General features: G+C 54.0%; 14 protein-coding genes. 2 read left to right on the plus strand and 12 right to left on the minus strand.

Going from position 1 to position 13,419, the window contains the following annotated elements; all coding sequences use genetic code 11:
- Positions 1-16 precede the first annotated feature (16 nt).
- The 3 genes from EDC33_RS09720 to EDC33_RS09730 are packed head-to-tail and all read right to left on the minus strand — an operon-like array spanning position 17 to position 2,770.
- Entirely contained in the window at positions 17-430 is a 414-nt protein-coding gene (locus EDC33_RS09720; RefSeq protein ID WP_124011009.1) for a PH domain-containing protein, read from the minus strand.
- 12 nt (positions 431-442) lie between these two features.
- The gene (locus EDC33_RS09725) at positions 443-1,006 is read right to left on the minus strand and encodes a VanZ family protein (protein WP_124011010.1); all 564 of its coding nucleotides are present in this window, start codon (positions 1,004-1,006) and stop codon (positions 443-445) included.
- An 18-nt stretch (positions 1,007-1,024) separates the two neighbouring features.
- Positions 1,025-2,770 (minus strand): ABC transporter ATP-binding protein, encoded by a 1,746-nt coding sequence (locus EDC33_RS09730; RefSeq protein ID WP_124011011.1) that lies wholly within the window; start codon positions 2,768-2,770, stop codon positions 1,025-1,027.
- Between the two features lie 93 nt (positions 2,771-2,863).
- On the opposite strand from EDC33_RS09730, the gene EDC33_RS09735 reads away from it, so the two are divergent.
- Positions 2,864-3,760, plus strand: coding sequence for an ABC transporter ATP-binding protein (locus EDC33_RS09735; protein ID WP_124011012.1), 897 nt, complete (start codon positions 2,864-2,866; stop codon positions 3,758-3,760).
- Complete coding sequence (locus EDC33_RS09740) at positions 3,757-4,998, plus strand: ABC transporter permease (RefSeq protein ID WP_124011013.1); 1,242 nt, start codon at positions 3,757-3,759, stop codon at positions 4,996-4,998. Before EDC33_RS09735 ends, EDC33_RS09740 begins: the two co-directional genes overlap by 4 nt.
- A gap of 45 nt (positions 4,999-5,043) precedes the next feature.
- Here the strand turns inward: EDC33_RS09740 and msrA are convergent, their stop codons facing one another.
- The 9 genes from msrA to EDC33_RS09785 all read right to left on the minus strand — a co-directional run bounded on the left by msrA (position 5,044) and on the right by EDC33_RS09785 (position 13,418).
- Positions 5,044-5,718 (minus strand): peptide-methionine (S)-S-oxide reductase MsrA, encoded by a 675-nt coding sequence (gene msrA / locus EDC33_RS09745; RefSeq protein ID WP_124011014.1) that lies wholly within the window; start codon positions 5,716-5,718, stop codon positions 5,044-5,046.
- A gap of 28 nt (positions 5,719-5,746) precedes the next feature.
- A complete protein-coding gene (nagB, locus tag EDC33_RS09750; protein WP_124011015.1) occupies positions 5,747-6,472 on the minus strand; it encodes a glucosamine-6-phosphate deaminase in 726 nt (241 codons plus the stop codon).
- A gap of 28 nt (positions 6,473-6,500) precedes the next feature.
- Entirely contained in the window at positions 6,501-7,097 is a 597-nt protein-coding gene (locus EDC33_RS09755; RefSeq protein WP_094907003.1) for a pyroglutamyl-peptidase I, read from the minus strand.
- An 84-nt stretch (positions 7,098-7,181) separates the two neighbouring features.
- Positions 7,182-8,750, minus strand: coding sequence for a glutathione ABC transporter substrate-binding protein (locus EDC33_RS09760; protein WP_124011016.1), 1,569 nt, complete (start codon positions 8,748-8,750; stop codon positions 7,182-7,184).
- Positions 8,751-8,864: 114 nt separating this feature from the next.
- Positions 8,865-9,635 (minus strand): putative hydro-lyase, encoded by a 771-nt coding sequence (locus EDC33_RS09765; protein WP_031546532.1) that lies wholly within the window; start codon positions 9,633-9,635, stop codon positions 8,865-8,867.
- Between the two features lie 12 nt (positions 9,636-9,647).
- Positions 9,648-10,859 carry an NRAMP family divalent metal transporter gene (locus EDC33_RS09770; protein WP_124011017.1) on the minus strand — a complete coding sequence of 404 codons (1,212 nt, stop codon included), beginning with the start codon at positions 10,857-10,859 and terminating at the stop codon, positions 9,648-9,650.
- A gap of 15 nt (positions 10,860-10,874) precedes the next feature.
- Complete coding sequence (locus EDC33_RS09775; protein ID WP_124011018.1) at positions 10,875-11,633, minus strand: LamB/YcsF family protein; 759 nt, start codon at positions 11,631-11,633, stop codon at positions 10,875-10,877.
- A gap of 2 nt (positions 11,634-11,635) precedes the next feature.
- Positions 11,636-13,036, minus strand: coding sequence for an acetyl-CoA carboxylase biotin carboxylase subunit (gene accC / locus EDC33_RS09780; RefSeq protein ID WP_170156416.1), 1,401 nt, complete (start codon positions 13,034-13,036; stop codon positions 11,636-11,638).
- Positions 12,996-13,418 (minus strand): acetyl-CoA carboxylase biotin carboxyl carrier protein, encoded by a 423-nt coding sequence (locus EDC33_RS09785; RefSeq protein WP_124011020.1) that lies wholly within the window; start codon positions 13,416-13,418, stop codon positions 12,996-12,998. Before EDC33_RS09785 ends, accC begins: the two co-directional genes overlap by 41 nt.
- Position 13,419: the final 1 nt, after the last annotated feature.

Genomic DNA, 13,419 nt, shown 5'->3' on the forward strand with positions numbered 1-13,419 from the left:
TCTTCGCTTTAAAATATCATACGACCTGCTGGTCATGATGCTGGGTGTGACTGATCGATGCGTCAGAGTCCAGCCGCAGCCGGCGGGCCCTATGCTTATAGAGGTAATTCAGGAACTTGTCCAGTTTACCGTCAGAGACGCTCTTCATGCTGATGACGATTTCGTTGCCGATCCATATATGGATGATGTTGCCGACCATCAGCAGATTTTCAGTGGTGATGCCTGTAATCTCCTTGTACTCCACCGGATGGTGCTTCACCGTATCCGCTTCCCTTATATTGACGAACAACCTGTGTGTGGTTGGAATGATTGCACCATAGAAGGAATGTTCCCCATCCTTCTCATATTCGATGGTACCGACCAGTTCTGGTCCGATTACCTCATCCTTATGCAGTTCCACATCTTCAAGACTCTTCAGTTTCCTATGCATATTCCATCCCCCCTAATCCTTATTATTTCCCTTACCCGCTCCAAAGAAATAATAAACAATTCCCAATTTTGAGAATAAAAGACCGAGGATCATGCCGATGATGCCGCCCAAGGTGTTCAGAATGACATCATCCACGTTGGATATTCTGCCGATCGGCAGCATGTACTGCAGGAACTCTATGAAGATCGAGAATAGGCAGGCGAGCACCGTCGTCAGGAATTCGCTCTTTGTAAAAATGTACAGGAACATACCGAGCGGCACGAATAGGAGGATGTTCATCCCTATCGAATTGATGATTGCATAGTCCGTCGCATACTCGAACGTGTCGATGATGCTGTAGAACGGGACGAACTGGGTCACCTTCTCGGGATTCGAACTCGGCAGCAGCGTAAGCAGCAGAATGCCGATGATCGTCATCATCAATCCGAGATAGAGGAGGAAATCCATCCGCTTCCTCATGGTGTCAAGGCGGTAGCCGGACTTCCTCTGGATGATGAGAGTCATCGCAATGACCAGTATAAATAACAGTATGAACACCGGGATCACCGGCTGAAACGCTTCGTATAATTGACGCATGGTAGATTCCTCTTCACTTTATCCAAATTGTTGTTCCGTAAAAATCCGGTACATCGCATGATCCGCCATCAGTTCCTGATGCGTGCCTTCACCGGTGATGTAGCCGTTGTCGAGAAAGAAGATCCGATCGGAATTGATGACCGTCGACAGCCTGTGGGCGATGACGAGCACCGTCCGGCCCTCCATCAGGTCATCCAACGCCTCCTGCACGAACCGCTCGGACCTTGAATCAAGGCTTGCCGTCGCTTCATCAAGCATGAGCAGCTTCGGATTCTTCAGGAAGGCCCGCGCGATGCCGATGCGCTGGCGCTGGCCACCTGAGAGCTTGATGCCGCGCTCCCCGACTGTTGTATCAAGACCCATTTCCAACGCCTCGATGAACTCGTGGGAATAGGAGCGCCTTACGGCCAGTTCAACCTCTTCATCCGTATACTCGTCAGGTGCGAGGCCATAGGTGATGTTGTCGCGGATCGTCCCGGATATGATGGCACTCTCCTGGGCCACATAGCCGATATGCCGCCGCAGCAGGGTGAGCGGGATATCCCTGATGTCGATGCCATCCACCATGATCCGGCCGGCATCGATGTCATAGTAGCGTTCGATCAGGCCGAACAGTGTCGATTTCCCGCTGCCGCTCGGGCCGACGAATGCAACCTTTTCACTGTTCCGTGCCGTGAAATCGACGTGATGCAGCACTTTATTTTCAGGGTCATAGCCGAATGAGACATCCTCAAACTCAAGTACATTGAAATCAAGCGGCTGGGCGAATGCCGCGTCCCCGCCCTGCTCCTCCTCTTTGGCGAGGATCAGTATGAGGCGTTCCGTGGCGCCGAGCGCCTTGTTGTATTCCGTAAAGAACATCGCAAACATCGTCATCGGCATGATGATCTGGAAAAGGTACAGCAGGAAGGCCACCATCGTACCGATCGTAAGCGTGCCCTCCGAAACCCTGAGTCCACCATACGCGATGATCAGTATGATGACGAACATCATGACGGTGCTCATGATCGGTGACAGGAAGGCGTTGATCGCCGCCTCCTTCATGCCGTATCCATATAGGGTCCTGATGCCCTTCCTCCCCTTCCGACGCTCGAATGCCTCCCCATTGAAAGACTTCACGAGACGCATCTCGCTGAGCGTCTCCTGGATGAGGCCGGTGAATGCAGCAGTCTCATCCTGAAGCGCCCGCGAAATCCGGCTCATCCGCCTGCCGAGCGGGAGGATGACGACGATCGAGACCGGCACCGCGATGAACATGATCAGCGACATGCGCCAGTCGAGGATGAACAGGATCACCACCGCCCCGATGACGGAGACGATTCCGCTGATCAGCTGCGGGAAGTGTCGGGTGATCAGGTCTTTGATGATGGCGGTGTCATTGACCACCCGGCTGACCGATTCACCGCTCTTCGTCTGGTCGAAGTATCCGATCGGCAGCCTCAGGAACTTATCCCATACGTTCTCCCTCAACTTCAGTATGATCGCCTGGCCGATCTTCGCCAGTATGTAGTAGGCGATCCCGTCCAGGACGGCGCTGAGCACAAATACCATGATGATCAGCGCAATGAGTCCTGCCGAGAACATTTCCGTGTCGTATCCATCTATGAAACTCTGCGTCAAAAGCGGCACAATCAGTGAACCGATCGTCCCCACCAGGGTCAGTATGATGCCCGTCGCAAACAATCCGCGATTCAGTTCCGTACGCTTCAGCAGACCCATGAAATCATTGAACGACGCTTTTTCGTCCCTCTTGCCTTTATCCATCAAATCGCACTCCCATTTTCTTTACAGTATATATTATCCTGCAATAATGCTCTATGGTAAAATAAAATCATAATGACTAAGGAGGATACACCTATGACACTGGAACTCTCCGGCCTGTCAAAAAGCTTCAACGGACAGGTTGCAGTAGACGACATCAATCTCAAAGTTCCTGCAGGCAGCATGTACGGATTCCTTGGAGGCAACGGGGCCGGAAAAACGACGACATTCCGTATGATCCTCGGCCTGCTTCAGCCTTCATCAGGCAGCATCACCTACAACGACAGAAAAATCGACTATAACGTTACGAATGAAATCGGATACCTTCCCGAAGAACGGGGGCTGCACCCGAAACTGAAGGTCGATGAGCAGATCCGCTATCTCGGGCAGCTGAAGGGCATGTCGAAACGTGATATCGATACGAAGCTCACCGAGTGGCTCGAGCGGTTTGAAGTGCCAGAGAACCGGAGCAAACGCATTGAAAAACTTTCCAAGGGGAACCAGCAGAAGATCCAGCTGATCGCCTCGATCATTCATGACCCGAAACTGATCATACTCGATGAACCATTCAGCGGACTCGACCCGGTCAATGTGGAAATCCTCAAGACCGCAGTCAAGGAACTGAACCGGCAGGGGGCGACCATCATCTTCAGTACGCACCGCATGGAGCATGTCGAGGAGCTGTGCGAATCACTGTGCATCCTGAATAAGGGAAAACAGGTGGTCAGCGGCAATATCGACCAGATCAAAAGCGACTTCGGACAGAAGGAGATCATCATCGAAGGCGACCATGACATCGAATTCCTGCGCAACATGCCCGGCGTCCTCGACATGAAGCAGATACGCAGGAAAAGCGTCCTCAAGATCGAGGATGAAAAGTATGCAGAGCCGATCTTCAACGAAATCGTCAAGCTCGGCTATTTCAAAAAATTCCAGGTCAACGAGCCATCCATCAATGACATATTCATTTCGAAGGTGGGACATGAGCTATGAGTAAATTCCTCGCAACCTTTTCACAGACCTACCTGTCCAAAGTACGCGCCAAATCATTCATGATCAGCACCGCAATCATCGTCCTGCTGATCTTCGTCGGGGCGAACTTCGACAAGATCATCAATATCTTCGATTCGTCCGAAGAAATCACCACACTCAATGTCGAAAGCGACGATGCGTTCTACGCCCAGTTCGAGGCGGTGATGGAACCGATCGAGCCGGATTTCGACATTGCACAGAACGACGGGGAGATCGGTGATACCGGGGCGTTGTTGAGAGTGGACGGAATGGAACCCCTCGCTGTGACGCTTGAAGCCGACCAGGAGATTCCCGGCAGCCAGATGAACGACATCGAGACGGCCCTCGGCCAGGTGCAGCGCATGAATACCATCCAATCCCTGAACCTGACACAGGCGGAGGCGGAGCGTCTGAATGCATCACCGGACATCACCTATGACATCGCCGGCCAGGACGGCGGAGACGGGGAAGCTTCAGAAAGTGCAGCGGAAGGCGGCGAGATGTCTGACATCAACCCGCTGAATACGGTCGTATTCTATGTAACGGTCATCGTCATGTTCTTCATCATCATCAACTATGCAAGCCAGATCGGGACTGAAGTCGCCATGGAGAAGACGTCGCGGGTCATCGAGATGATCGTCTCGAGCGTGGCACCGGTCACGCACCTGCTGGCCAAGATCAGCGCGATGATTTCAGTCAGCCTGACGCAGCTCGCCATCTTCATCGTTGCGATCCTCATTGCGATACAGCTTTTCGATTTCAGTGAAATCATCAGCGATTTCGGCCTTGAGGCAAATGACCAGACGGTCACCATGATCATCTACTCGGTCATCTTCCTGATCCTCGGACTCATCCTCTACTTGTCGATCGCGGCGATGCTCGGTTCATTCATCAGCCGGATGGAGGATCTGCAGCAGGCACTGCTGCCGGTGACCATGTTCTCGCTCATCGGTTTCTACATTGCCATCTTCAACATCTGGGGCAGCGCGGACAGTCTCCTGGTCAGAATATCCAGCTACTTCCCGCTCTTCACTCCATTCGTCATGCCGCTCCGTGCGATGCATGAGGAAACGGGACAGGCACCGCTCCTGATCGGAGTCGCCATACTACTCGTATCGATCATACTGGCCATACTGCTTGCAGCAAGCATCTACCGCAACAGTGTGCTGTCGACATCGAACGGCATCTTCAAGAACCTGAAGCGTATAAAAAAGGAATAGCAGCGTCATTCAAAAGGCATGTCCACCCGGGTGGACATGCCTTTTTTACCATTTCATATGCTTGAGCTTCTGCTTCAGCTGTTCCCTCGCTTCAGGCCGGATGGGCCAGCCGGAAATTTCCTCCAGCAGTGCATCCCGGTTTCCGAAGCCTTTCACGAAACCGTTCAGACGGGCTGCGAAAATGGAATCCGTCAGTATTGACGGTTCAGGGGCCATATCCTCAAGCTGGCCGAGCGCACCCGGATAGCGTTTCAGATAATATTTCTGATGGCGTTCTTCCGCCAGGGTGAACCCTTCAAACGGCGCAATCTCGGTTTCTATTGAGAAGCCGAGTTCAGCCTCCATCTCTCCTTTGACCTTCTCCACTGCAGCTTCCTGATTTTCGTCATGAAAATGCAGCAGCGAGATGTACTGGCGTCCCCTGTAGGCATCCCGGTTTGGATAATGGTTGCGCCAGAAGTGGCGCAGGATCCCCTCGTAGGAAATGAGGGACGGATCGAAGTCCACTTCGATGGTCTCGGTGTGGTCCCCCATCTCCTTGTATGTCGGATTTCCCGTCGTTCCGCCCGCGTAGCCGGTGCGTGTCCGGATGACACCCGGCAGCGCACCGAAGCGTGCATCCGGACCCCAGAAGCACCCCATGCCGAAGGTTGCGGTTTCACAAGGTGATGATGCGAGATCCGCTTCCAACTCCGGCAGCTGATGGTTTTGTACAGTCATCCTTAAAACCTCCCGTCTCGGGATCTGGTCATCCCTCTCTTAATGCCTTCCTGTCGGCGATGACGGTCACATCGTGATGCCGCTGCAGTATGGATGCCGGAAGCGACTCATCCACTTCCCCTTCCATCATTGCGGTGATGGCATCCGCCTTCTCTTCACCGGAAGCCATCATGACGATGGATTTCGCATTCATGATGGTGCTGAGTCCCATCGAAATGGCCTGCTTCGGCACTTCATCGACCGTATCGAAGAATCTTGCATTGTCATTTACAGTCGTTTCCGTCAGATCGACGACATGTGTCTCCGAGTCGAAGGCAGTCCCCGGCTCATTGAATGCAATGTGTCCATTTCTGCCGATACCGAGAACTTGGAGGTCGACACCTCCAAGTTCTTCAATCAGCTTTTCATACTCCGCCACTTCATCTTCGAGGTTTTCCGCCGCACCATTCGGCAGGAAAGTATGGTTCTTCGGAATGTCGACCCGGTCGAAGAATATCCTGTTCATATACTGGTGGTAGCTCTGCGGATGGTCTGCATCAAGTCCGACATATTCATCGAGGTTGACTGTATAGACATGCGAGAGGTCCACCTTATTCTTGTTCAGCATATCCACCAGGTAGTCGTACATCTTCTCCGGTGTCGATCCTGTGGCAAGCCCGAGCACCACACGCTCGGACGACGTGATCTTGTCGAAGACCGCACGTGCCGCCTGCATGCTCATTTCATCATAATTTTCTACATGTACCAATTTCATTGCTCTTCTCCTTCTCTGAACATTCTTGTCATATATTGCCCAATATGATGCCTACTGCCTTGTTTATATCATCCTGGGACCAGCTCGAAACATTGAGCTCCGTTCCGATTTCGTGATGGGCAGGCACATGGATGAAGCCGGCCGGGGTGGACTTCCCCGACTGCCTTATATGATTCAATGATGTATACATCAGATTGTTGCAGAGGTACGTCCCTGCAGAATTTGAAATCCTTGCCGGTACATGGTTCGCCTTCAAAGCCTTCTCCAGACGCTTGATCGGCAGCGTCGAGAATAATCCATCCGGCCCCGAGTCGTCTATCTTCTCACCATCCGGGGTGAAGCCTTCGTTGTCCGTCCGCCCGTCAATGCAGTTGATGGCGATGCGTTCGATATCTATCGTATGCCTGCCGCCTGCAAGCCCGAGGTTGACTACAACATCCGGCTTCAAAGCATCGATGTCCGATGTGATCAGTTCGTTGATCTGGTCGAACGCAACCGGATAGACCCGGCCGGTGACCCGGTAGTCCCCGATGACCTCTCCGTCGAACATCTTCACAGCAGCTGCAGTCGGGTTCTCCCTGAACTGCAGAAAGGGTTCGAATCCCGTCAACAGCAATGTCTTCATGCAATCATCCTTTCAAGAATCATATGTCACTACACTATACCAGATTATAATAAAAGCTCCCATCTAAACGATGGGAGCAGAATGTCATTCCAATTCCTTCAGATACGGGAAGCTGCTCGGGTACTGGAAGTAGCCGTCCAGCTCATCATTGATCCCGGCAAGCAGCACCGAATGGTAGATCGGCACGAGTGGTGCCTCATCGATGATGATCTGCTGCGCTTCAGCATACTGCTGCATGCGTGCCGCCTCATCCGTCTCCGTCCGTGCAGCATCCAGCAACTGGTCCACTTCATCATTCGAATACCGTGTCCGGTTCCCTGGTGCGCCATGGTTGTCGGAATGGAACATCGGATAGAGCCCGTAGTCCGCATCAAGCGTCACCGTGCCCCAGCTGCCCATGAACATGTCATGCTGGCCATTGGCGGTATATTCCTGATAGGCACCGGATTCCATCTGACGGATTTCAAGCGTGATGCCGAGGTCGGAGAGCTCTTCCTGAATGAACGTTGCGATATCGGCAGTCGTCCGGTCACGCACGATGATTTCAGCCGTAAACCCATCGCCGTAGCCGTTCTCCTCAAGCAGTGCCTGTGCGGCTTCCTTATCGTACTCGATTGGATCGAGATCGTCACTGTAGCCCTTCACTGTCGGGTTCAGGGGTGTCTCTGCCACAGCCGGTATGCCTTCCAGCATCTCGTTGATGATGGCCTCCTTGTCGATTGACATCGCAATCGCCTGCCTTACCACCGGGTCGTCGAATGGCTCTTTTTCAAGATTGAAGCCGAGATACGACATGCTTGCGCTCTCATGCTGCTCGACCCGTGTACCGTCGGCACCGTCGATCTGTGCCACGTCACTCGGATTCACCGGATAGATGAGATCCGCGTCGCCTGTCGAGAGTTCCGCAATACGCGTACCGTCTTCAGGCACCGCCTTGAAGGTCACGGAAGACGGATTTGCCGGTTCGCTCCAGTAGTCCTCGTTGCGGCTCAATGTGATGTGGTCGCCCTCTACGATCTCCTCGAACTTGAAGAAGCCCGTGCCTACCGGATTGGCATTGACTTCAGTCAGCGGATCTCCACCTGATTCCATGCCTTCATAGTCGCTGTCGATGACTTCCTTACTGATCATATGGCCACCCGGATGAGCCAGGTGCGCAGGCAGTGCTGCAAACGGCCCTTTCGTATGTATATTCACAGTGTAGTCATCCACCACTTCCACTTCATCGATTTCTGTAAACAGGAATTCAAGCGGTGCCCCGACTTCCGGGTCACGCACACGATCCAGATTCGCCTTGACCACTTCAGCATTGAACGGACTGCCGTCGTGGAATGTCACATCTTCACGCAGTTTGAATTCCCACGTCGTATCATCCAGCTGCTCGTAGGATTCCGCCAGTCCCGGTTCGAGTTCCAGGTCCTGGTTCAGTTTCACCAGCGTTTCGTATATGTTGATCATTACATACAGCGAATAGCCATCATTCGCCGCATGGGGATCCAGTGAATTCGGCAATGCCTGCAGGCTGAAGGCAATGTCCTCACCTGAGGATTCAGACGCTCCCGTTTCCTCCGTGTCCTCTTCGACGTTGCTGTCGTCCGTACATCCCGCCAATGCCAGGATGCATATGAATAAAAACAGATATAATTTTTTCATTTTCCTTCCTCCCTTATTTACTTATTATACCTACATTACATGTAGGAAATAAAGGACAAATAAAGCGGAATTCCCGCCCATCCGGCTGAAATTCCGCTAAAAGTGTAAAACATCCTACTTTTTCCTATAATCTTCATTCTTGATATCCGTCACGAACATGTGCCCTGGATTGTGGGTGATCATGATGGAGGGCCTGGCATTGAGTGCCGCATTCTGCGGCGTGACACCGCATGCCCAGAACACAGGCTCTTCATCAGAATCGATATCGATCGGCTCACCGTATTCCGGTGCATTGATGTCACGGATGCCGATTTCAGACGGCTCCCCGTGATGCACCGGGCGGCCGTGCATGTCCGGAAACTGTGCAGTCACATCGGATGCCTTTTCAACAAGCTCCCTTTTGAACGGCCGCATGGATACGACGAGTTCCCCACTGAAGATGCCGGCGGGTTCTGTCGGGATGTTCGTCCTGTACATGGCGACGTTCTTCTGCTCCTTGATGTGCTTCACTTCAAGTCCCGCTTCAAGCAGCGCCTGTTCAAATGTGAAGCTGCAGCCGATGAGGAAGGTCACGAAGTCATCCTGCCAGTACTCTGTGATGTCTGTAACCGTCTCCTTGAGCTTCCCGTCCCTGTATATGTTGTACTTCGGCACATCGGTACGGATGTCGGAGCCTTCGGCATAGCTGCTTTCCACTTTGCCATCCTCCATCACCTCGATGACGGGGACGGCCTTCCTGTTCCGCATCGCATAGAGCAGAAAATCGAATGCATAGGATTTCGGCAGAATGACGATATTGGCCTGCACGTTGTCCCCGGCGGCACCGGATGTCGTCCTGTCGAATGTTCCATTCCTTATCTTTTCACGCAGTGCTTTTGCTTCCATGAACTTTCCTCCTTATTGGGTCCAGAGGTCCTGCAGACCCTGCAGCGACATGAAGCCGGCAATCAGTGTGATGACGACGGCGATGATGCCGAAGATGATCATCCACATCGGATGCTTGTAGTCGCCGACGATCTTCCTGTTCCTCGAGGCGACGAGCACCGCACCCAGCGTCAGCGGCAGGATGAGTCCGTTGAAGGCCCCTGCAAGAATCAGCAGCACGACCGGACGGCCGACGAATGTAAAGATGATGGTCGAAATGACGATGAATGAGATGATGACGATATTGTTGTAGTCATCGAATACACGGTGCAGCGACCTCAGGAATGAGGCGCTCGTGTAGGCGGATCCGATGACCGATGACAGTGCGGCTGCAACGAGTACGACACCGAATATCTGCATGCCGATGTCACCGAGCGCAATCTGGAAGACGGACGCCGGCGGATTCTCTGGGTTGAGTGCAACCCCTCCGGAAACCACGCCGAGCACAGCCAGGAAGAGCAGCGTACGCATGACCCCTGTCGTGAGTATCCCGAGGTTCGCTGCTGTACTGACGAATCCGAGGTTCTCCTTGCCGGTCACGCCAGCCTCGATCAGACGGTGGGCGCCGGCGAAGGTGATATAGCCACCGACCGTTCCGCCGACGAGCGTCACCACCGGCAGGAAGAGCGTCATCGGCTCCTCCGGCATGACTGCCCGGTAGGCCGCTTCACCGTATGGCGGATTGGACCGGATCATGACGAATGCCGTGATGGCGATCATGAGCACACCGAGTATCTGGATGATGACATCCATCACCGCACGGCCGTTCTTCAGCAGGAAGACGATGATGGCGATGATGCCGGCCATCGCTGCGCCGATCCTCGGATCCCAGCCGAAGATGGCATTGAACCCGAGGCCGGCGCCGGCGACGTTGCCGATGTTGAAGGCGAAGCCGCCGAGGACGATCAGGAAGGCGATCAGATACCCGAGTCCCGGGAAGACCTGGTTCGCGACATCCTGCCCCCTTTTGCCGGAGACGCTCAGTATGCGCCAGATGTTCAGCTGGGCGCCGATGTCGATGATGATGGAGGCAAGGATCGCGAATGCGAAGCTTGCCAGAAACTGTTCTGTAAATACGCTGGTCTGCGTCAGGAATGCCGGTCCGATGGACGATGTCGCCATCAGGAATATCGCACCGAATAGAAGACGCCGCTGCACACCGGTCATTTTTGGTTTTTTGTCCATATTCCCAAGTCCCCTCTACATTGTTTGTATGGTAATGTCTTCTTTCCCGAGCGCACTTCTGATTTCCCGGACGAATTCCAGGGCTTTCGGTCCATCCCCATGGACGCATATGCTGTCGGCTTTTATATCGATGTCACGGCCGTTGATGCTCTCGACCTTTCCTTCCTTTACCATGCGGACGACGCGGTCGACAGCCTGCTTCGTATCCGTCACCATGGCGCCCTCCTTCTTCCGGCTGACGAGCGTCCCGTCATCCTCATAGGCGCGGTCGGCGAACACTTCGTGGCGCACTTCGAGGCCTGCCGCTTCCCCGGCACGCACCAGGTTCTGATTGGACAGCCCCATCAGCTTGAGTTCCGGATTGTAGTCCTTGACTGCTTCAGCAATGGTCCGGGCCAGTTCCGCGTCCTTGAATGTGGCATTATACAGTGCACCATGCGGTTTGACGTGGTTCATCCGGACCCCCTCGACCCGGCAGAAACCGTCGAGGGCACCGAGCTGGTAGAACATCATGCTCCTGACCTCTGCCATCGACATATCCATATACCGCCTGCCGAAGCCCATGAGGTCCGGGAATCCCGGATGGGCGCCGACACCCGTCGACCCGCTCTCCCTGATCATCCGGATGGTTTCAAGCATGACCGACGGGTCTGCCGCGTGGAATCCACAGGCGACGTTCGCCGAAGAGATCAGCGGGATGATCTCTTCGTCATTGCCGATCGTATAGTTGCCGTAGCTCTCCCCAAGATCTGCATTCAAATCTACTGTGTACATGGTCATTCCCCTTCCTGTCCGATAATGTGATTGCGTGGAAGAAACTTGATGTCCACATCGTTCTTCCTGTAGTTCGGGTGGTTCATCAGATAATGCTGGAAGTCGAGGTTCGTATGGATCGGTCCGATGACCGTCTCATCCAGCACATGGGTCATCTTCCGTATCGCCGCCTCCCTCGACTCCGCGTGGATGATGATCTTGCCGATCATCGAATCATAATGCGGAGGGATCATGTAGCCCGGATAGACATGGGAATCGATCCGCACGCCCTGGCCCATGCCGAAATGAAGCGTCTCGATCGTGCCCGGGGCGGGCATGAAGTGCTCTGCGGGATTTTCCGCATTGATCCGGCACTCGATCGCAAAGCCGTTGATCGAGATGTCGTCCTGCGTGAGTTCAAGCGGCTTCCCCTGCGCCACCTCCAGCTGCAGGCGGACGATGTCCACACCGGTGATCTCTTCGGATACCGTGTGCTCCACCTGGATCCGCGTGTTCATTTCGATGAAATAGAAGGCATCCTCCTCTTCAACGTAGAGATACTCGACCGTCCCGGCACCCCTGTAGTTGAGTTTGGCAACGGCTTCAGCCGTCCGTTCCGTAATATCCCTTCTCGATGCGTCATCCAGGATGGCAGCCGGGGCCTCTTCCACCAGCTTCTGATTGTTCCGCTGGATCGAGCAGTCACGCTCATAGAGATGGACGGCATGCCCCTGGCCGTCCCCAACCACCTGCACTTCGATATGGCGGGCCTTCTCGATGTATTTTTCGATGTAGATCCGGTCGTCGCCGAACGCATTCTTCGCTTCCTTTTTCGCTTCCTTGTACATTTTTTCAAGCTGCGCCGGCTCATGGACGAAGCGCATGCCCTTGCCGCCGCCGCCCGAGACCGCCTTGATGACGAGCGGATAGCCGACCGTTTCCGCAACGGATTCGACTTCATCGAAGCTGTCGATGACCCCGTCACTTCCGGGGATGACCGGCACGCCGGCATCCTTCATCGTCTGGCGTGCCTCAGCCTTGTCCCCCATCCGGGAAATCGTCTCTGCAGTGGGGCCGATGAAGATGACGCCGATCTCCTCAAGACGTTCGGCAAAAGTCGCCGACTCCGAGAGGAAGCCGTATCCGGGGTGCACCGCATCTGCCCCGCTCACTTCAATTGCGGCAATGATCCGGTCGATATCCAGATAGCTCTCGGTGCTCTTCGCCGGACCGATGCATATCGCTTCATCCGCAAGCGCGACATGCAGGCTGTCCCGGTCTGCAGTGGAATGGATGGCGACACTCGGGATGCCCATTTCCTTGAGCGACCGGATGACACGGACGGCAATTTCTCCACGGTTTGCTACGAGAACCTTTTCCACGCTAGTCCTCCTTCGGCCGCAGAATGAAGAGCGGCTGGTCATATTCGACGCTCTCTCCATTTCCGACAAGAATTTCTTCAACGGTACCCGATACATCCGCTTTGACATCATTGAATACCTTCATTGCTTCGATGACACCGAGCGTATCCCCTTCCGAAACGTCGTCGCCGACGGATACGAACATCTCATCGCTGTTCTCTTCCTTCTCGATGAAGAACGTGCCGACCTGCCCGGCCTTGACGGTATGTCCGGATGATTCTTCACCAGCAGCTTCGGACTTTGGTGCAGCCTGCTGTCCGGCAGGAGGAGCATCAGCCACATTCGCCTCCAGATGGATCTTGAAATCCCCATCCTTTATGGTCAGGACCTTCAGATCCTCTTCCTTCAGTAATTTTGCATATGCTTTCACTTCTTCTATATCCAAC

It is taken from the genome of Salinicoccus roseus, assembly GCF_003814515.1.
In the GTDB taxonomy this organism is placed as follows: Bacteria; Bacillota; Bacilli; order Staphylococcales; family Salinicoccaceae; genus Salinicoccus; species Salinicoccus roseus.

Excerpts from the sequence above, each read along its gene's own strand:
- EDC33_RS09720 (WP_124011009.1), bottom strand. The coding sequence starts at position 430 with ATGCATAGGAAACTGAAGAGTCTTGAAGATGTGGAACTGCATAAGGAT.
- EDC33_RS09725 (WP_124011010.1), bottom strand. The coding sequence starts at position 1,006 with ATGCGTCAATTATACGAAGCGTTTCAGCCGGTGATCCCGGTGTTCATA.
- EDC33_RS09730 (WP_124011011.1), bottom strand. The coding sequence starts at position 2,770 with ATGGATAAAGGCAAGAGGGACGAAAAAGCGTCGTTCAATGATTTCATG.
- EDC33_RS09735 (WP_124011012.1), top strand. The coding sequence starts at position 2,864 with ATGACACTGGAACTCTCCGGCCTGTCAAAAAGCTTCAACGGACAGGTT.
- EDC33_RS09740 (WP_124011013.1), top strand. The coding sequence starts at position 3,757 with ATGAGTAAATTCCTCGCAACCTTTTCACAGACCTACCTGTCCAAAGTA.
- msrA (WP_124011014.1), bottom strand. The coding sequence starts at position 5,718 with ATGACTGTACAAAACCATCAGCTGCCGGAGTTGGAAGCGGATCTCGCA.
- nagB (WP_124011015.1), bottom strand. The coding sequence starts at position 6,472 with ATGAAATTGGTACATGTAGAAAATTATGATGAAATGAGCATGCAGGCG.
- EDC33_RS09755 (WP_094907003.1), bottom strand. The coding sequence starts at position 7,097 with ATGAAGACATTGCTGTTGACGGGATTCGAACCCTTTCTGCAGTTCAGG.
- EDC33_RS09760 (WP_124011016.1), bottom strand. The coding sequence starts at position 8,750 with ATGAAAAAATTATATCTGTTTTTATTCATATGCATCCTGGCATTGGCG.
- EDC33_RS09765 (WP_031546532.1), bottom strand. The coding sequence starts at position 9,635 with ATGGAAGCAAAAGCACTGCGTGAAAAGATAAGGAATGGAACATTCGAC.
- EDC33_RS09770 (WP_124011017.1), bottom strand. The coding sequence starts at position 10,859 with ATGGACAAAAAACCAAAAATGACCGGTGTGCAGCGGCGTCTTCTATTC.
- EDC33_RS09775 (WP_124011018.1), bottom strand. The coding sequence starts at position 11,633 with ATGTACACAGTAGATTTGAATGCAGATCTTGGGGAGAGCTACGGCAAC.
- accC (WP_170156416.1), bottom strand. The coding sequence starts at position 13,036 with ATGACCAGCCGCTCTTCATTCTGCGGCCGAAGGAGGACTAGCGTGGAA.